This is a genomic window from Micromonospora sp. C97, assembly GCF_018070385.1.
Classification (GTDB): Bacteria; Actinomycetota; Actinomycetes; order Mycobacteriales; family Micromonosporaceae; genus Micromonospora; species Micromonospora parva.
In genome coordinates this window covers 20432-37788 of the sequence record NZ_JAGPXU010000003.1, presented here as the reverse complement: position 1 = coordinate 37788, position 17357 = coordinate 20432, and the positions used below count along the sequence as shown (strand labels likewise).

The 17357-nt window shown below is 72.5% G+C and carries 19 protein-coding genes and 1 riboswitch; of the genes, 11 read left to right on the top strand and 8 right to left on the bottom strand.

Annotated elements, in window-relative coordinates:
* Positions 1 to 2: 2 nt before the first annotated feature.
* Positions 3 to 311, top strand: coding sequence for a WXG100 family type VII secretion target (locus tag KBX26_RS06520; protein ID WP_030329557.1), 309 nt, complete (start codon positions 3 to 5; stop codon positions 309 to 311).
* 25 nt (positions 312 to 336) lie between these two features.
* Complete coding sequence (locus tag KBX26_RS06515; protein WP_030329555.1) at positions 337 to 615, top strand: WXG100 family type VII secretion target; 279 nt, start codon at positions 337 to 339, stop codon at positions 613 to 615.
* Between the two features lie 87 nt (positions 616 to 702).
* On the opposite strand, the gene mycP is transcribed toward KBX26_RS06515, so the two are convergent.
* Both mycP and KBX26_RS06505 read right to left on the bottom strand, forming a co-directional pair.
* On the bottom strand, positions 703 to 1932 hold the full coding sequence (mycP, locus tag KBX26_RS06510; protein WP_245233544.1) for a type VII secretion-associated serine protease mycosin: 1230 nt from the start codon (positions 1930 to 1932) through the stop codon (positions 703 to 705).
* A 50-nt stretch (positions 1933 to 1982) separates the two neighbouring features.
* The gene (locus tag KBX26_RS06505; RefSeq protein WP_030329551.1) at positions 1983 to 2318 is read right to left on the bottom strand and encodes a MarR family winged helix-turn-helix transcriptional regulator; all 336 of its coding nucleotides are present in this window, start codon (positions 2316 to 2318) and stop codon (positions 1983 to 1985) included.
* A gap of 224 nt (positions 2319 to 2542) precedes the next feature.
* On the opposite strand from KBX26_RS06505, the gene KBX26_RS06500 reads away from it, so the two are divergent.
* Complete coding sequence (locus KBX26_RS06500; protein WP_210864952.1) at positions 2543 to 3262, top strand: carbonic anhydrase; 720 nt, start codon at positions 2543 to 2545, stop codon at positions 3260 to 3262.
* A 56-nt stretch (positions 3263 to 3318) separates the two neighbouring features.
* Here the strand turns inward: KBX26_RS06500 and KBX26_RS06495 are convergent, their stop codons facing one another.
* Together KBX26_RS06495 and KBX26_RS06490 are read right to left on the bottom strand one after the other, a co-directional pair.
* Positions 3319 to 4338 carry a hypothetical protein gene (locus KBX26_RS06495; RefSeq protein ID WP_030329547.1) on the bottom strand — a complete coding sequence of 340 codons (1020 nt, stop codon included), beginning with the start codon at positions 4336 to 4338 and terminating at the stop codon, positions 3319 to 3321.
* A 4-nt stretch (positions 4339 to 4342) separates the two neighbouring features.
* Positions 4343 to 4473, bottom strand: a riboswitch (cyclic di-AMP (ydaO/yuaA leader).
* A 166-nt stretch (positions 4474 to 4639) separates the two neighbouring features.
* Positions 4640 to 6010: a YibE/F family protein gene (locus KBX26_RS06490; RefSeq protein WP_210864951.1), complete on the bottom strand. Its 1371-nt coding sequence runs from the start codon at positions 6008 to 6010 to the stop codon at positions 4640 to 4642.
* Positions 6011 to 6320: 310 nt separating this feature from the next.
* Between KBX26_RS06490 and KBX26_RS06485 the strand changes: the two genes are divergently transcribed.
* Entirely contained in the window at positions 6321 to 8405 is a 2085-nt protein-coding gene (locus KBX26_RS06485; protein ID WP_247680293.1) for a copper-translocating P-type ATPase, read from the top strand.
* Positions 8406 to 8411: 6 nt separating this feature from the next.
* On the opposite strand, the gene KBX26_RS06480 is transcribed toward KBX26_RS06485, so the two are convergent.
* The gene (locus KBX26_RS06480; RefSeq protein ID WP_030329541.1) at positions 8412 to 8708 is read right to left on the bottom strand and encodes a metal-sensitive transcriptional regulator; all 297 of its coding nucleotides are present in this window, start codon (positions 8706 to 8708) and stop codon (positions 8412 to 8414) included.
* 95 nt (positions 8709 to 8803) lie between these two features.
* On the opposite strand from KBX26_RS06480, the gene KBX26_RS06475 reads away from it, so the two are divergent.
* From KBX26_RS06475 to KBX26_RS06445, 7 genes are all read left to right on the top strand, one after another.
* Complete coding sequence (locus KBX26_RS06475; RefSeq protein ID WP_030329539.1) at positions 8804 to 9013, top strand: heavy-metal-associated domain-containing protein; 210 nt, start codon at positions 8804 to 8806, stop codon at positions 9011 to 9013.
* Between the two features lie 13 nt (positions 9014 to 9026).
* Positions 9027 to 9974 carry a hypothetical protein gene (locus KBX26_RS06470; RefSeq protein WP_210864950.1) on the top strand — a complete coding sequence of 316 codons (948 nt, stop codon included), beginning with the start codon at positions 9027 to 9029 and terminating at the stop codon, positions 9972 to 9974.
* A gap of 12 nt (positions 9975 to 9986) precedes the next feature.
* Positions 9987 to 12233 (top strand): cation-translocating P-type ATPase, encoded by a 2247-nt coding sequence (locus tag KBX26_RS06465; protein WP_030329534.1) that lies wholly within the window; start codon positions 9987 to 9989, stop codon positions 12231 to 12233.
* 74 nt (positions 12234 to 12307) lie between these two features.
* The gene (locus tag KBX26_RS06460; RefSeq protein WP_036410891.1) at positions 12308 to 12481 is read left to right on the top strand and encodes a CsbD family protein; all 174 of its coding nucleotides are present in this window, start codon (positions 12308 to 12310) and stop codon (positions 12479 to 12481) included.
* 162 nt (positions 12482 to 12643) lie between these two features.
* Positions 12644 to 12991, top strand: a complete 348-nt coding sequence (locus tag KBX26_RS06455) for an ArsR family transcriptional regulator (protein WP_030329532.1) — start codon at positions 12644 to 12646, stop codon at positions 12989 to 12991.
* Positions 12988 to 13257 carry a hypothetical protein gene (locus KBX26_RS06450; RefSeq protein ID WP_030329531.1) on the top strand — a complete coding sequence of 90 codons (270 nt, stop codon included), beginning with the start codon at positions 12988 to 12990 and terminating at the stop codon, positions 13255 to 13257. The genes KBX26_RS06455 and KBX26_RS06450 overlap by 4 nt, the downstream gene beginning before the upstream one ends.
* 123 nt (positions 13258 to 13380) lie before the next feature.
* Positions 13381 to 14841 carry an alpha/beta hydrolase gene (locus KBX26_RS06445; RefSeq protein ID WP_210864949.1) on the top strand — a complete coding sequence of 487 codons (1461 nt, stop codon included), beginning with the start codon at positions 13381 to 13383 and terminating at the stop codon, positions 14839 to 14841.
* A 58-nt stretch (positions 14842 to 14899) separates the two neighbouring features.
* On the opposite strand, the gene KBX26_RS06440 is transcribed toward KBX26_RS06445, so the two are convergent.
* The 3 genes from KBX26_RS06440 to KBX26_RS06430 form a co-directional block, all read right to left on the bottom strand.
* Positions 14900 to 15550, bottom strand: a complete 651-nt coding sequence (locus KBX26_RS06440; protein WP_210864948.1) for a class I SAM-dependent methyltransferase — start codon at positions 15548 to 15550, stop codon at positions 14900 to 14902.
* Positions 15551 to 15642: 92 nt separating this feature from the next.
* Positions 15643 to 16896, bottom strand: a complete 1254-nt coding sequence (locus KBX26_RS06435) for an RNA polymerase sigma factor (protein WP_030329526.1) — start codon at positions 16894 to 16896, stop codon at positions 15643 to 15645.
* Complete coding sequence (locus tag KBX26_RS06430) at positions 16893 to 17249, bottom strand: YciI family protein (RefSeq protein ID WP_245233552.1); 357 nt, start codon at positions 17247 to 17249, stop codon at positions 16893 to 16895. Before KBX26_RS06430 ends, KBX26_RS06435 begins: the two co-directional genes overlap by 4 nt.
* Positions 17250 to 17357: the final 108 nt, after the last annotated feature.

The window sequence follows — 17357 nt, the reverse complement described above, 5'->3', positions numbered from 1 at the left end:
GCATGGCGTTCGAGGTCGAAGCTGCGACTCTGCATACCGCCGCGAGTGACGTGCGGTCCACGCGCAGCGAGGTCGACGGTGAGCTGAAGAAGCTGTGGAACGTCGTCGACGACCTGGCCATCGCGTGGAAGGGTCAGGCGTCCACGGGCTTCCAGTCGCTGATGACGCGCTGGAACGAGGACACCGTCAAACTGCTGACGGCGATGGACAGCATCGCTGACCTGCTCGACAAGTCGGGTACGACGCACCAGGTCAACGACGAGGAGCAGCAGCAGATGCTGGACAAGTTCCACTCTGCTCTCAACCCGTGATCCGTAGCCGGCAGAGGAGGAAATCGTGACGATCAAAGTTGACTATGCGGTCCTCGAGAGCAGCAACCAGCAGATGCAGGCCATCTCGAAGACCCTCGAGGAAAAGCTCGACACGCTGCGGTCGATGCTGACCAAGCTGCACTGGGACGGCGAGGACCGGGTTGCCTACGAGCAGCACCAGGCGAAGTGGGACGCCGCGGTCCGGGACATCAACCGGATCCTGAACGAGATCGGTGGTGCCGTGGGCATCGCCCGGGAGAACTACCTCACCACGGAGATGAGCAACTCCAAGGTGTGGAGCTGAGGCATTCGCACAGGCGGCTCCGGTCCGGTTCGCCCGGCCCGGAGCCGCTTTGTGTGTGGGCGTCGGCACCGCGTCGCGGTGCGCCGCTCAACCGGCGGTCGGTGCGTCGGTGCGTCGGCCGGGGCGCCAGTCGCGTCGGCGGCCCCGGGTCATGATCGGCCGGGCGACCAGCAGCAGCCCGGCGAGCAGCGCGCCGATGACCGCCGCCCAGATCGCGGTGGGGCGCTGCCAGCTCAGCGGGTCGTCCCGCACGGCTGGCGCCGGCAGCGCGCCGATGGGCGGGTTCGTCCGGGTGCCGAGCAGGCTCGACACCGCCCGGTACGGGTTGACCATCCCGTGGCCGATGTCGGCGTTCTGACCCTCGGGTGGGTTGTCCGCGGTGCGCTTCAGCCGATCCGCGACCTGCTGCGGGTTGAGACTCGGGTAGGCGGCCCGGACCAGCGCGGCCACTCCCGAGACGTACGCGGCCGCGTAGCTGGTCCCGCCCTCCGGCACGGTGCGGTAGCCGCTGTTTCCGGGCGCCGGCCCGACGATGTTCATTCCCGGTGCGGCGATGTCGACGTAGTCGCCGCTGATCGAGGTGCCGACGTGGCTGCCCTGCTCGTCCACGCCACCGACGGCGATCACTCCGGGATACGCGGCCGGGTAGCCCGGCAGGTTCTGGGAATCCTCCGACCGGTTGCCGGCGGCGGCGACCAGCACCACGCCCTTGTCCAGCGCCCGCTCGACGGCCGCCGTCAGCTCGGGGCGGGGAATCGTCGTGAGGGACAGGTTGATCACGTCGGCGCCCTGCGCGACCGCCCAGTCGATGGCTGCCGCGATCTGGGCGGGGAGTTGCGGATCGCTTACCGCCCCGAGCTGTGGCAGCACCCGGATCGGCAGGATGCGGGCGGCCGGGGCGATGCCGGTGAAGGGGACGACAGTGCCCTCCCGGCCCGCGATGATGCCGGCGATCAGCGTGCCGTGCCCGGCCTCGTCGCACTGGCCCTGCCGGGCCGGTAGGCCGTTGAAGTCGCGACCCTCGAGGACCTGCCCCTTGAGGAGCGGGTGGGCGGCGGAGACTCCGGAGTCGATCACGGCCACCGTGACCCCGGCGCCCCGGGACAGCGGCCACGCCGAGGACGGCTCCAGGCGGCGTAGCGCCCACGGCATCTGGGTCAGGCCGTCGGAGCCGGGGGGACCGCACAGCGGCGGTGCCGCCGCCGCGGGGGAGGGTGCCACCAGGCCAGCGCCGAGCACTGCCGCCAGCGTTCCACTGAGGACGCCGCGAAGGGCACGTCGGGACGAGGTCGCGCTCAACGGCGGGCATTCGCGCACCCGCAAAGGTTACCGCCGCTGCCGTCGGGCAGCGGCCCCCGGTGACGAGGTCAGGCCCGGGGGTTCGCTTTCGCGGTGGGGGTGTCGGCGAACAGCGCGAGCAGGTCGCCGACCTGTCGGTCGGCCTCGGCCGGGTGCCGGAACCGGCCGGCCGGGTTGAGGGTGTACTCGTTGCGTCGTCCGACGCGGGTGCGGTGCAGGTAGCCGCCCGCCTCCAGGTCGGCCACGATCGCCTGCGCGGCGCGTTCGGTGACCCCGACCTCGGCCGCGACGTCGCGTAGCCGGGCGGTGGGATTGCGGGCGATGGCCAGCAGGACGTGCCCGTGATTGGTGAGGAACGTCCAGTTCCGCCCGCCGTCGGTGTCGCCCGTCACAGTGCTCGCCATCGTTGACCGCCCTTCCGGATGTCCGCCTGCTCGCGGAGAGTCTTGTCCGCCCCGCCCTGGGAGGGTTGCCCAGGGGGCGACCGGGGTCAACGTATGAAATCTAAATCACGCATACCTTGACGCATCTTAGCGTGCGTGTGACGGTGGAGCGCGACTGAGCGCCCGCCGCCCGGTCGGCGGAAAGTCGGTCTGACCAGGTGAGATGCGTCGAGACGAGGTGCGGGATGAGTCATGCCGGGAACGCCGGTGGTCAGCCGGGTACGCAGCGGACCACCGATCGAGCGCCAGTGCTCAGTGAGCCGAGCCGGGCGTACGCCGAACTGGTCGCCGGCAATCGACGCTTCGTCGGCGGCGCGCCACACCATCCCAACCAGGACGCCGGGCACCGGGCCGCCGTCGCCGACGGGCAGCACCCGTTCGCGGTGATCGTCGGCTGCTCCGACTCCCGGCTGGCCGCCGAGATCATCTTCGACCGCGGGTTGGGTGACCTGTTCGTGGTCCGCACGGCCGGGCACACCGCCGGCCCGGAGGTGCTCGGCAGCGTCGAGTACGCGGTGACAGTGCTCGGCACTCCGCTGGTGGTGGTGCTCGGTCACGACCTGTGCGGTGCGGTGCAGGCCGCCCGGGAGTCCGCCGCGACCGGCACCGCGCCGAGCGGCCACCTGGGCGCGGTGGTCGACGCCGTGCTGCCCAGCCTTCGCCGGGCCGAGGCTGAGGGCGTGGACGACATCGACGGCATCGTCGACATCCACATCGCACAGACCGTCGAGACGTTGCTCGGGCAGTCCCCGGTGCTGGCCGACGAGGTGGCCCGGGGGCGGTGCGCGGTGGTGGGGATGTCCTACCGGCTGGCCGCCGGGGCGGTACGCCCGGTTGCCGCCGTGCCGGCTGGCTTCGCGACGCTGGACACCCCGGCCGACCCGGCTGCCCCTGCCACCGTGTGACATGACGAGGGCCGCTCCGCGTCACGCGGAACGGCCCTCAACCGGGGTCGTACGGGTCAGAGCAGCGACATGTGGACGTGGTCGGTGTGGTTCGACGGCCCGCTGTACGAACTCCAGCCGGTGGCCGGGAACCAGATCTGCCGGTTCCAGATCACGTAGTAGATGCCGAGCCGGTCGGCGTTACGGATGAGGAACGCGGCGACGTTGTTGCCGTACGTCCGGGTGTCGTTGTTGTGCCACGGGGAGAAGCCGCTCTTCTGCAGCGACCAGTCGCAGGCGCGGCCCTTCGGGTGCTCCCACGGCCCGCCGGGGCGGTAGCAGCCGACGAACCGGTTGAAGCCGGCCCGCTTGACCTCCTTGTACGCGTGCAGCGTGCGGGGGGTGACGCAGCCGGACGTGGTGGGGTCGTTCTCGCTGCACGACTGGGGCTTCCAGTCGCCGTCGGCGGTGCGACCCGGGCCGATCTTCGCGACCGGGGAGGTGGCGTCCACCAGGCCGCCGGTGAAGCCCTTGCCGCCGACGAGGGAGAGCGCCTTGTCGGCCTCGCTCTTCCGCTTCGCCATCAGGGCGGTCTGCTTCTGCTGCTCGCGGACCTCGGTGTCGAGGGCCAGCTTGGCCTGCTCGGCGCGGGCCTTCACCTCGTTGACCTCGGAGAGCTTCTTCTCGTTGACCATGTTCATCTCGTCGAGCACCGCGGCGCGCTGGACGAACGAGTCGGGGGCGTCGCTCTCCAGCAGCATCGCGATCGCGCCGATCCGGCCGGTCCGGTAGGCCTGGGCGGCGATCTGCCCGACCTGCGGGGCCAGTGCGGCCAGGTCGGCGTTGGCCCGGTCGACCTCGGCCGCCAACTCGCTCTGCCGCTTCTTGGATTTGTCCAGCTTGGACTTGGCGGCGGAGTAGTCGCGGTTGGCCTGCTCGATGACGTCGTTGAGCAGCTTGGGCTCGCCGTCCTCCTCGTGCCCGGACGGTGTGGGGTTCGTCGGGGCGGCGTGCGCCGGGAGTGGCCCGGCGAACACGGTCAGTGCGGCGATCACGGCCACCACGGGTGTCAACCAGCGGCGTAGGGGTGCCGTCACAATGTTCCCTTCCGTCGACCGCCGACCGGGTTAGCTGACGGGTTCGGGGCGGAAGCGGCCCCTACCGCTGACGCGGATTCACCCCACGTACCTGGGTCCCCGGCTCGCCGGTTGGCGATTGGGCGGTGGCACCGCAGGCGCCGCTTCGCGCCTTCATCGGTGACCGGCAGCGAGGTTACCCGAGAGTCGACCGGCTGAGCTACGCCTGGATGCCGACCAAAAGCGTCATTTCGCCATAGCGTTGAGTGACCAGTGACGTGGTTCTCAGGGTGGTTGCCCGATCTGGTCACGCTGAGGAGTGTCACCATGCCGTATCCGTGCTCCTGTTCGACTCCGGCCACCGGTCGGCGGCCTCGGGTGGGGGTGCGGCCCGCTGCCGGTCCGGCTCGTTGGAGCCGGCCGTTCGCGGTGAGCTGAGGGCGGCGAGTGCCTCGCTGCGGTCCGGCTGGGGGCGCGCGGCGGGAGCGTCGGCCGGCGGCACGGCGTCGGTACGCCCGGCGGCGGTCACCACCGCGGCCAGCCCGGTGGTCAGCGGCACGGCGGCGATCAGACCGAGGGTGGCGACCGCGCTACGGACGATCTCCTGGGCGAGGAACTCACTGGTGAGGATCTGCCCGATCGGTCGCGCGTCGGCGGTGAGCAGGAGCAGCAGGGGCAGCGACGCGCCCGCGTACGCCAGAACGATGGTGTTGACAGTGGAGGCGATGTGCGCGCGGCCGACCCGGGTGGCCGCCCGGTACAGCTGCAACCGGGTGAGGCCGGGGTTGGCGTTGGCCAGTTCGGTGACGGTGGCCGCCTGGGTGACCGTCACGTCGTCGAGCACCCCGAGCGATCCGATGATGATCCCGGCGAGCAGCAGTCCGTGCAGGTCGACGTCGCCCTGGAACATCGACAGGGTGGTGGCGTCTTCGCTGCCGAAGCCGGTGAGGTGGGTGGCGGCCGTGGCGATGGTGGCGAGTACGCCGGTCAGCACCAGGCTGCCCAGGGTGCCGAGCACGGCGACCGAGGTCTGTGCGGTGACCCCGTGCGTCAGATAGAGCACCACGAACATGATCAGGGCGGCGCCGACCACCGCCACCAGCAGGGGTGACCTGCCGGCACCGATACCCGGCAGCACGAAGGTGAGCAGGATGGCGAAGCTGGCGGCCAGTCCGGCGAGCGCTGCCAGACCCCGCCACCGACCGAACGCGACGATCGCGGCCGCGAAGACCACCGCCAGCCAGATCATCGGGGTGCCGCGTTGGTGCTCGGCGATGTTCCAGTTGCTGGTGCTGGGATCGGTGGGATCGGTCAGCTCGACCAGGATGACCTCGTCGCCGACCTCGACCCGGGGTGCGCCGGGACCGTCCGGCACCGGCGTCCGTACCTGCTGGCCGGCGGTCGGCCCGTCGTCCACCCGGACGTCGACGGTGCCGCACCGTCCGTTGCCGACCCTCGGGGTGCCCTCGGGGACCGACGGCGCCGGCGGGCACGGCTCGTTCACCACCCGGGTGACAGTGCCGGGGTAGCGCGGCACGTCAGCGCCGCCGTCGGTCTGCGGTGACCCGCCGCGCGGCCAGAGCAGCACCGCGGCGAGCACGGTGGCGACGAAGAGGGGTACCACCGTCACGACGAGGATCCGTCGCACCCTCGGTGGGGCGGACGGAGCCGGGCGGGTGTGGTCGGAACCCAAGGCGAGACTCCCAACGATCCGGTGCGGGGTACGGGTCAGCGAGCCGGGCGGTTCACCGTTTCGGTGGAAACGCGGCGGTCGGCGGGACGATTCGCTGCCTGACGACCGCTTGATCACGGACGGTCAGTGCTCGGCCCGGCCGGTCGGAGCCGACGTCACGTCGTGGCGGCGACAGTGCCCGACTGTGCGGCGGCATCCGGAGGGCCATCGGGGGAGATGCTAGCCAGCCGGTGGCGGGGTCGCAGGTCGTGGCGGAGTGTCGGTGGCCGAATCGCTCGCGTGGCGGCCCTCGGACCGGCATGTTGGAGCTATGCCCGCTCCGTCGCCGTCCGACCCCGACCATCGGCACGCCGGACCGGTGCCGCACGAGAGGCCCGCCGGGCATTCCGATCATTCCGGGCACGACAAGCACGCCGGGCACGATCCGGCGATGTTCCGCCGCCGGTTCTGGGTCTGCCTGGTGTTGACCGTCCCGGTGGTGCTGACGAGTCATCTCGTGTCGGACCAGCTGGGCCTGGCCTTGGACGACGTGCCCGGCCGGTCCTGGGTGGGCCCGGTGCTCGGCTCGGTGGTGTTCTGGTGGGGCGGTTGGCCGTTCCTGGTCGGCGCGGTCCGGGAGGTGCGGGACCGGGCGCCGGGGATGATGCTGCTGGTCGCGATGGCGATCACCGTCGCCTACACCGCGTCCCTGGCGACCAGCGTCGGCGCGTTCGACCTGGACTTCTGGTGGGAGTTGGCCGCGCTGGTCACCATCATGCTGCTCGGGCACTGGCAGGAGATGAAGGCCATCGGGCAGGCCCGGGGGGCGCTGGCGGCGTTGGCCGCGCTGCTACCGGACGAGGCCGAACGGGTGGCGGCGGACGGTCGGGTCGAGGCGGTGCCGGTGGCCGGTCTGCGGATCGGCGACGTGGTGCTGGTCCGGCCGGGAGGTCGGGTGCCGGCGGACGGTCGGGTCGTCGAGGGCGGCGCCGAGCTGGACGAGTCGATGATCACCGGCGAGTCGCGACCGGTCGTCCGGTCGACGGGCGACCGGGTGGTGGCCGGCACCGTCGCCACCGACTCGGCGATCCGGGTACGCGTCGAGGCGGTGGGTGAGCAGACGGCCCTCGCCGGCATCCAGCGGATGGTCGCGCAGGCGCAGGGCTCGGGTGGGCGCGCCCAGTTGCTGGCCGACCGGTTCGCCGCCGCGCTGTTCTACCTGGCCACCGGCACCGCCGTGCTGACCGTGCTGGTCTGGACCGCGCTCGGTCAGCCGGACGAGGCGGTGGTCCGTGCGGTCACCGTCCTGGTGATCGCCTGCCCGCACGCGCTGGGTCTCGCCATCCCCCTGGTCGTCGCGCTCTCCACCGCGCTCGCCGCGCGGTCCGGGATCCTGGTCAAGGACCGACTGGCGTTGGAACGGATGCGGACCGTCGGCGCGGTGCTCTTCGACAAGACCGGCACCCTGACCCGGGGCGAGCACGGGGTGACCGGCCTGGTGACGGTGCCTGGCGTCGAGCGGGACGAGGTGTTGCGGATCGCGGCCGGCGTCGAGTCGGAGAGCGAACATCCGTTGGCCCGGGCGATAGTGGCGGCGGCCGGGTCGACCGGCCCGGCCCGTGCCGCCGAATTCCGGTCGCTGCCGGGCCGCGGGGTGCAGGCGACCATCGACGGTACGCGGTACGCGGTGGGCGGGCCGACGCTGCTGCGGGAGCTGGACGTGTCGTTGCCGGCCGAGCTGGAGGTGGCGACCGGGCGGTGGTCGGCGCGGGGTGCCGCGGTGCTGCACCTGGTGCGGCTGCCGGACGCCGTGCTCGGTGCGTTCGCGCTGACCGACGAGGTGCGTCCGGAGGCCCGGCGCGCCGTCGACGAGCTGCGGGCCGAGGGTGTCCGCACCATCGCCATGATCACCGGTGACGCGCGGTCGGTGGCCGAGGCGGTCGCCGCCGACCTCGGGTTCCGGCCCGGCGTCGACGAGGTCTTCGCCGAGGTGCTGCCGGCGGAGAAGGACGATCGGGTGGCCGACCTGCAGCGGCGGGGGTTGGTGGTGGCGATGGTGGGCGACGGGGTGAACGACGCGCCGGCGCTGGCCCGAGCGGACGTGGGCATCGCCATCGGCGCGGGCACCGATGTGGCGATCGAGTCCGCCGGGGTGGTGCTGGCGTCCTCGGACCCGCGCGGGGTGGGTGCGGTGGTCCGGCTGTCCCGCGCGTCGTACCGGAAGATGCGACAGAACCTGGCCTGGGCGGCCGGCTACAACGTGGTGGCGCTGCCGCTGGCCGCCGGGGTGCTGGCCGGGGCCGGCGTGACCTTGAGCCCGGCGGTGGCCGCCGTGCTGATGTCGGCGTCCACCATCGTGGTGGCGCTCAACGCGCAGTTGCTGCGGCGGGTCCGTCTCTATCCCGTGCCGGACTGACGCCCGTCAGCCGCGCTTCATGAGCCGGCCGACCGCCGCCATCATCTCGGTGGCCATCTCGTCGGCCCTGCCCTCGGCGGCGCCCTCGTGCATGCAGTGCCGGGCGTGCCCGTCGAGCAGCCCGAGGGCCACCTTGTCGAGGGCGGCCTGGATCGCGGAGATCTGGGTGAGCACGTCGATGCAGTAGCGGTCGTCGTCGACCATCTTCTCGATGCCCCGGACCTGGCCCTCGACGCGGCGGAGCCGCGCGAGCAGCTGGTCCTTGCTGGCGGTGTATCCGCGGATCGGGGTGGGTGCGGTCATGCCGACCAGGATAGCGTACCCCTGGGGGGTATGGTACGGTCGTGTTCCGGTTGGATACCCCCACCGGGTACCGGTACCGTAAAGGAGACGATCCGATGGTCAACACGACGTACCAGGTGCAGGGCATGACCTGTGGGCACTGCGTCAGCGCGGTGAGCGCCGAGGTCGGTGCCATCGCTGGCGTGTCAGACGTCCAGGTCGACCTCGCCTCCGGCCGGGTCACCGTCAGCAGCGATCAGCCGCTGGACACCGCCGTCGTCCGGGCCGCCGTCGACGAGGCCGGTTACGACCTCGTCGACGCGTGATCGGAGGGCCGGCGTGCGTACCGTGACGAAACTGGCCGGGTTCGCCGTCGGCCTGACGGCGGTCTTCGGCGCCACCTACGGGATCGGCCGGGTCGTCGACCCCGCCCCGGTCGCCGAGAGCCGGCACGACACTGCCGCCGCCCCGCCGGCGGACGAGCACGGCGGGGCGGCCGACCAGCTCCCCGGCGGGCTGCTCGTCTCCGAGAACGGCTACACCCTCGAACCGGTCGACGCCCCGGCCGGCGAGTTCGCCTTCCGGATCGCCGGCCCGGACGGCCGACCGGTCACCCGGTACGAGGTGGCGCACGACAAGCAGATGCACCTGATCGTCGCCCGACGGGACCTCTCCGGCTTCCGCCACGTCCACCCCGAGCTGGCCCCGGACGGCACCTGGCGGGTCGACACCCCGGTGGCCGGCCCCGGGCAGTGGCGGGCGTTCGCCGACTTCACCCCGACCGGGGGTGAGCCGCTGACCCTCGGCGTCGACGTGACAGTCCCCGGCGAGCTGACCGAACGGCCGTTGCCCGCCCCGGCGACCAGCACCACCGTCGACGGCTACACGGTCACCCTGACCGGTGCGCCGCAGCCGGGCCGCACGTCGTCGCTGACCCTGAGCATCAGCCGGGACGGGCAGCCGGTCACCGACCTGGAGCCCTACCTGGGCGCGTACGGGCACCTGGTGGCGCTGCGCCGGGGTGACCTGGCGTACCTGCACGTGCACCCGGACGGGACGCCAGGCGACGGGCGTACCCAGCCCGGCCCGGCCGTCACCTTCCTCGCCGAGGTGCCCTCGGCCGGCAGCTACCGGCTCTACCTCGACTTCAAGCACGGCGGGCAGGTGCGCACCGCCGAGTTCACCGTCGTCGCCGGCGCTGCCCCGGCCGGAGACGTCAGCGGCCCGAGCGGGCCCACGCCGACCGGCACGGCCGACCACGGCACCCCCGGGCACGGACACAACTGACGGGACCAGACGATGACCACCACCAGCAGACCGCTGCCCGAGGCGCCGAACCGGATCGAACTCGCGATCAGTGGGATGACCTGCGCCGCGTGCGCCGCCCGGATCGAGAAGAAGCTCAACCGGATGGACGGGGTGAGCGCCACCGTCAACTACGCCACCGAGAAGGCGACAGTCCGGTACGCCGACGACGTCACGCCGGACGACCTGATCGAGACCGTCCAGAAGACCGGTTACGCGGCGGCGCTGCCGGCCCCGCCCAGCGCGGAGCCTCCGGTCGACCCGTTGCGGGGCCCGCGTACCCGGCTCTGGGTCTCGGTGGCCCTGAGCGTGCCGGTGGTCCTGCTGGCCATGGTCCCGGCCTGGCAGTTCGACTACTGGCAGTGGCTGTCGCTGACCCTGGCCGCCCCGGTGGTGGTCTGGGGCGGGTTGCCGTTCCACCGGGCCGCCTGGACGAACCTGCGGCACGGCGCGGCCACGATGGACACACTGGTGTCGCTCGGCACGTTGGCCGCGTTCGGGTGGTCGCTGTGGGCGCTCTTCCTCGGTGACGCGGGGATGCCCGGGATGACGCACCCGTTCCGCTTCGACATCACCCGCACCGACGGCGCCGGCAACATCTACCTGGAGGCGGCCGCCGGGGTCACCGTGTTCATCCTGGCCGGCCGCTACTTCGAGGCCCGGTCCAAGCGCACCGCCGGTGCCGCCCTGCGGGCCCTGCTCGACCTCGGCGCCAAGGACGTGGCGGTGCTGCGCGACGGCGTGGAGACCCTGATCCCGGTGGACCGGCTCGTCGTCGGCGACCGGTTCGTGGTCCGCCCCGGCGAGAAGATCGCCACCGACGGGGTGGTCGACGAGGGCACCTCGGCTGTCGACGCCAGCATGCTCACCGGTGAGTCGGTGCCGGTCGAGGTGGCCCCGGGCGACGGCGTGGTGGGCGCGACGATCAACGCGGGCGGGCGGCTGATCGTCACTGCCACCCGGGTCGGCGCGGACACCCAGCTGGCCCGGATGGCTGACCTGGTGGAGCAGGCGCAGAGCGGCAAGGCGGCGGTGCAGCGGTTGGCGGACCGGATCTCCGGAGTGTTCGTGCCGATCGTCATCACCCTCGCCGTCGGCACGCTGGGCTGGTGGCTCGGCACCGGGGCGGGCCCGACCGCCGCGTTCACCGCCGCCGTGGCCGTGTTGATCATCGCCTGTCCGTGCGCGCTCGGCCTGGCCACACCGACCGCGCTGCTGGTCGGCACCGGCCGGGGCGCCCAACTCGGCGTGCTGATCAAGGGACCGGAGGTGCTGGAGTCGACCCGCCGGGTGGACACCGTGGTGCTCGACAAGACCGGCACCGTGACGACCGGACGGATGACGCTGGTGGACGTGGTGCCGGCCAGCGGTGTGGACCGGGCCGAGCTGCTCCGGCTCGCCGGGGCGGTGGAGGCCGCCTCCGAGCACCCGATCGCCCGTGCGGTCGCCGTCGCGGCCACCGATGCGGGCGTGCTGCCCCCGGTGACCGGCTTCGGCAACCTCGAAGGGTTGGGGGTGACCGGCACTGTCGACGGCCGGGCCGTGCTGGTCGGCCGGGTGCGGCTGCTGCGCGAGCGCGGGTTCGACGTACCACCGGAGGTCGAGTGGGCAGTGCGTGACGCGGAGGCCGCCGGCCGGACGGCGATCGTCGCCGGCTGGGACGGGCGGGCGCGCGGCGTGCTCGCGGTCGCCGACGTGGTTCGGCCGAGCAGCCGGGCGGCGGTGGCCCGGCTGCGCGGGCTGGGGCTGACCCCGGTCCTGCTCACCGGGGACAACACCACAGTGGCTCGTGCTGTCGCCGCCGAGGTGGGTGTCGACGAGGTGATCGCCGAGGTGCTGCCGGCCGGGAAGGTCGACGTGGTCAAACGGCTCCAGGCCGAGGGGCGGTCGGTGGCGATGGTGGGTGACGGGGTGAACGACGCCCCGGCACTGGCCCAGGCCGATCTGGGGCTGGCCATGGGCACCGGCACCGACGTGGCGATCGAGGCGGCTGACCTCACCCTGGTCCGGGGCGACCTGGACGCCGCGGTGGACGCCATCCGGTTGTCCCGACGCACGCTCGGCATCATCCGGGGCAACCTGTTCTGGGCGTTCGGCTACAACGTGGCGGCCCTCCCGTTGGCCGCCGCCGGGCTGCTCAACCCGATGATCGCCGGTGCCACGATGGCGCTCTCGTCGGTCTTCGTGGTGGCCAACAGCCTGCGGCTGCGTCGCTTTCGTCCGGCCGCTGCCGATCTGTGACGACGGTGACGGTTGAGCCGGTGACAGTGGGGGTACCTCTGTGGTTGTAGCGACGCTGGCAATGGAGGTTGGCAATGGGATTCGACGACAAGATCAACAACGCCACCGAGGACGCGACCGGCAAGCTGAAGGAAGGCGCCGGTCGGGCCACCGACAACGAGCAGCTGGAGGCGGAGGGTCGCGCTGACCAGTCCACCGCCAAGCTCAAGCAGGCGGGCGAGAAGATCAAGGACGCCTTCAAGAGCTGACGTACGACGTAACCCGCACGCCGGGCCGGTGATCATCACCGGCCCGGCGTGCTGTGTGTCCGGGCCTTTTCGTGACCCTGAGATCCCCCTGATTCCGCTTTCGTCCCACCCTGCCGCGCGCCGGCACCTGCTAACTTTCCTTGGCATGTGCAAGGGCTGGTTATGAGCACCGCTCCACCGCCGACCGGCGACGACCTGGTCCGGGTGCTGGCCACCCTGGCCAACCCGCACCGACTGCGGGTCGTCGCCGCGCTGGCCCGCGAGCGTGCGTACGTCAGCGGGCTGGCCCGGCAACTGGGCATCAGCCGGGCGCTGTTGCAGGTCCACCTACGGAAGCTGGCGGCGGCCGGGTTGGTCACCGCTCGCCTGGAGTTGTCGGAGGACGGGAAGGCCATGAACTACTACGAGGTGGAGCCGTTCGTGCTCACACTCACCCCCGCGGTCATCGCGGCGGCCGTCGAGACGCTGACCGTGCCCGACTCGGGCGAGCAGCCAGGAGCCCCGCGATGAGCGAGCACGACTGGACCGAGGTGGTCGGCGCGATCGGCATCTTCGGCTTCCTGATCAGCGTGGTCACCGTGACCGTCGTCCAGATCGCCAAGACCCGGCGGGCCCGGTACGAGGCGGCCCGCGCGGACGACTACCGCCGGCTCGCCGAGACGGCCGCGCAGGCCCAGGCGGAGAACACCCGACTGCTCGCGGCGATGGATGGCCGGCTCGGCGGGATGGAGACCCGGATGACCACGCTGGAACGCGTCCTGCGCGAGGTCGACTGACCCGGCGGGCGAGAGGCCCCGGGCCGTCGAGCGGCTACTCGACGGCCCGGGTGGAAGCAGCATCACCTCGCCCAGTGGGCGAGTTTCACCGGCAACGCTCCTTCGAGGAGAGGACAGCACCTCATGCTGCGCGTACGCAAAGCCGCAGTGGGCTGGGCGGTCGCCCTGGCCCTCACCGCCGCCGGCCTGACCCCGGCGAGCCCGGCCGCCGCCCGACAACAGTCCGCCCCGACGATCGACTGGCGGCCCTGCGCCACGGACGCCAGCGCCGAGTGCGGCACCCTGTCGCTGCCGGTGGACTGGGACCGGCCCCGGGGTGAGCGCTTCGACCTGTCGTTGGCCCGCCGGGTCGCCGACCCGTCCACCCGGCAGGGCGCGCTGGTCTTCGGCCCCGGAGGTCCGGGCGACAGCGGGGTCGACCGGGTGGTGAACGGCAGCTCCCGGTTCAGTGCCGACCTGCGTGCCCGGTTCGACATCGTCAGCTTCGACCCACGCGGCACCGGCGGCAGTCACCCGGTGATCTGTGCCCGGGACCTGCTCGCCCGGCAACCGCAGCTGATCGCCGACCAGGCCCAGTTCGATGCCGTCCTGGCCAACAACACGCTGCTGCGCGCCGACTGTCGGGCCCGCACCGGGGCGCTCTACGACCACGTCGACAGCACCAGCGCCGCCCGTGACCTGGACGCGGTCCGCGCCGCGCTCGGCGAGCGGCAGCTGACCTTCCACGGCAGTTCGTACGGCACAGTGCTCGGGCAGCGGTACGCCGAGCTGTACCCCGACCGGGTCCGGGCCATGGTGCTGGAGGCGTCGATGGATCACAGCCTCGGCACCCGCGCCTTCCTGGACACCCAGGCTGTCACCGCGGAGGGCGCGTTCGACGAGTTCCTGGCCTGGTGCGCCCGCTCGGTCGACTGCGTCCTGCACGGTCGCGACGTGCGCGCCAGCTGGGCCGGGCTGCACGCCCGGGCGGAGCGGGGCTCACTGCCCGACCCGGACCGGGCCGGGGCGGCGCTCGCCCCGTTCGAGTTGAGCCGCCTCGCCCACAAGAAGCTCTACGACACCTGGCGGTGGCCGGAGCTGGCCGAGTGGATCGTCCGACTGGAAGGCGCCGCCACCACATCCAGCGTCCGCCCGCTGGCGGACGAGGCCGTGGCTCCGTACCCCTTCGCGGTTTTCTGTCAGGACTGGAACCTGCCGGTCCGGGACTACCGGGAGTACGTCGGGCACCTGGGACGGGCGGCCCGGCTCGCGCCGGACCTGCGCTACCCGCCGGCGCTGTTCGCCCTGGTCACCTGCCTGGGCACACCGACGCCGGTCGCCAACCCGCAGCATCGGCTCCGGGTCCACACCGAGGTGCCGCTGCTGCTCGCCGCCACCGTGCACGACCCGGCCAGCGGCTACGGCTGGGCGCGCAACGTGGCCCGACAGTTGGGCCGACACGGCGCGCTGCTCACCTATGACGGGTGGGGACACGGCAGCTACACCAGCAGCCCGTGCGTGGCACGAGCCGTCGACGCCTACCTGATCGATCAGGCGGTGCCCGCTCGGGGCGCCAGCTGCCCGGCCGTCGAACCCGAGATGTGACCGCAGCCGTTGCCGGCCGTCGGGCGGTCGCGCCACCCGACGGCCGGCAACGGTGTGCTCAGCGGCGTCGGGTGGCGCGGACGACCACGTCGTTCAGCGGGGCTTCCCGACCCGGCATCATGCGGCGGTGTTCCCCGGCGGTGACGATCTCCCAGGTGGCGTCGTCCAGGCCGGCGGTGATGTCCGCGAGGGTGACCGACGCCTCGTCGGGCGGGTGGTGCCCATGCCCATGCCCATGGCCGTGGCCGGTGGCTTCGGAGCTGTGCAGGTGCCCGACGATCAGGAGGGTGCCGCCGGGTGCCACCCACCCGGCGATGCGCTGGTAGAAGTCCAGCTGCGGCATCGCGGGGTGCGCGTAGTGCGTGGTGACCAGGTCGAACGGCGTCTCCGGGGCCCAGGCCGTCAGGTCCGCCGCCACCCATCGCACGTGGTCAGACACCCCGCTCTCGGCCGCGCGTTCGGCGGCCCGGGCGAGGGCGACGGGGGCGATGTCGACGGCGGTGACCTGCCAGCCGTGGGAGGCGAGCCAGATCGCCTCGGCACCGGCGCCGCACCCGGCGTCCAGCGCCGAGCCCGGCGACAGGCCGCCGGTCTCCCGGGCCAGGTACGGGTGTGCGGGGCTGGTGCTCATCGCGCCGGGACGGCCGGGGTGCGCCTGCTGCCAGTGCCGCTCCCAGTAGTCCCTGTCGAACTCGTGCTGTTCGGTCATCGGTGCCTGCTCCTTCGCGCGTCGCCCACGACTGTGACCGGGCACCGGGGCAATGTGCAAAGTTAATTGCCGAAATGGCAAGATGTCGCCGGTCACTCCTGGCCGGTCAGCCGGGCCGCCCGCACCTCCAGGTACCGCTGCTCCGGTCGGCTCGTGGTGCCACGCGCCGCGGCCAGGTACGCCTCCCGCGCCGCACCGACCTCCCCGGCCAGCTCCAACAGGTGAGCCCGGACGGCGGCCAGCCGGTGGTGTCCGGCCGTGCGGTCGTCGGCGTCCAACGGCGTGAGCAGGGCGAGCCCGGCCCGGGGCCCGTCGACCATGGCCACCGCCACCGCCTGGTTCAGGGTGACCATCGGGTTCGGCGCGACCCGGGCCAGCAACCGGTAGAGCGCCACGATCTGCCGCCAGTCCGTCTCGGCCGCTGTCGGGGCTTCGGCGTGCACCGCGGCGATCGCCGCCTGGAGCTGGTACGGGCCCGGTGGCGACCAGGTCAACGCCTCGGTGATCAGCGCGACCCCCTCCGCGATGGCGGCGGCGTCCCACCGGGAGCGGTCCTGCTCGGCCAGCGGCACCAACTCTCCGTCCGGCCCCACCCGCGCCGCCCGGTGCGCGTCGGTCAGCAGCATCAGCGCCAGCAGCCCGGTCACCTCACCGTCGTCGGGCAGCAGCCCGCGCAGGATGCGGGCCAGCCGGATCGCCTCGCCGGTCAACTCGGCCCGGCGCAGGTCCGGGCCACTGGACGCGGTGTAGCCCTCATTGAAGATCAGGTAGAGCACCCGCAGCACCGCCCCCAGCCGCTCGGCCCGCTCCGCCGGCCCGGGCAGGGTGAACCGGGCCCCGGCGGCCTCGATCCGCTGCTTGGCCCGCCGGATGCGTTGGCTCATCGTCGCCTCGGGCACCAGGTGCGCCCGGGCGATCTGGGCGGTGCTGAGACCACCGACCGCCCGCAGGGTGAGCGCCACCTGCGCCGACCCGGGCAACGCCGGGTGGCAGCAGAGGAACAGCAGCGTGAGGGTGTCATCGTCGGCCGGAACGTTGGGCTCCGCGTCGGCCGCCGGCGCCACCCCGGCGTACGCCGGCTCGCGTCGCGCCACCGCCACCTCGCGGTCCCGGCGCGCGCTCTCGCTGCGCCACTCGTCGGTGAGCCGGCGGGTGGCCACGGTGAGCAACCAGGCGCGCGGATTGTCCGGTACGCCCTGCGCGGGCCACTGCGTCGCGGCGGCGAGCAACGCCTCCTGGACCGCGTCCTCGCACCTGTCGAACTGCCCGTGCCGACGGACCAGCAGGCCGAGGACCTGCGGCGCGAAGGTGCGCAGCAGGTCCTCGACCGTCCGGTCCCCGGTCACATCTCCGTCCCGGCCTCATCCATGATCGGGCGGACCTCCATCGCGCCGCCGTACCGGACGTCCGGCCAGCGGGCGGCGATCTCGGCAGCCCGCTGCGGGCTGTCACAGTCCACTGCCAGGTAGCCCGCGAACTGCTCCTTGCTCTCCATGAACGGACCGTCGAGAACCTCGGGGCTGCCATCGACGAGTCGGACCGTCAACGTCTGCGACGGATTGGCCAACGCCTGGCCGCCGATCAGCTCGCCGGTCTCGGTCAGCTCCTTCATGATCTCGTCGACCTCACCGAAGAGGGCGGTGCGATCCTGCTCGCTCAGCCCCTCGGTGAAGCCGGGCCGGTTCCAGATCAGCAGCATGTACTTCACGGCGATGCTCCTCAGGCTCAGGTCGCACCCCGATCGGGGCGCGGCTCACCGGAGGGTCGGAGCCGTTCCCCCGATCCCTACCGCGTACCGAAGAAAAGC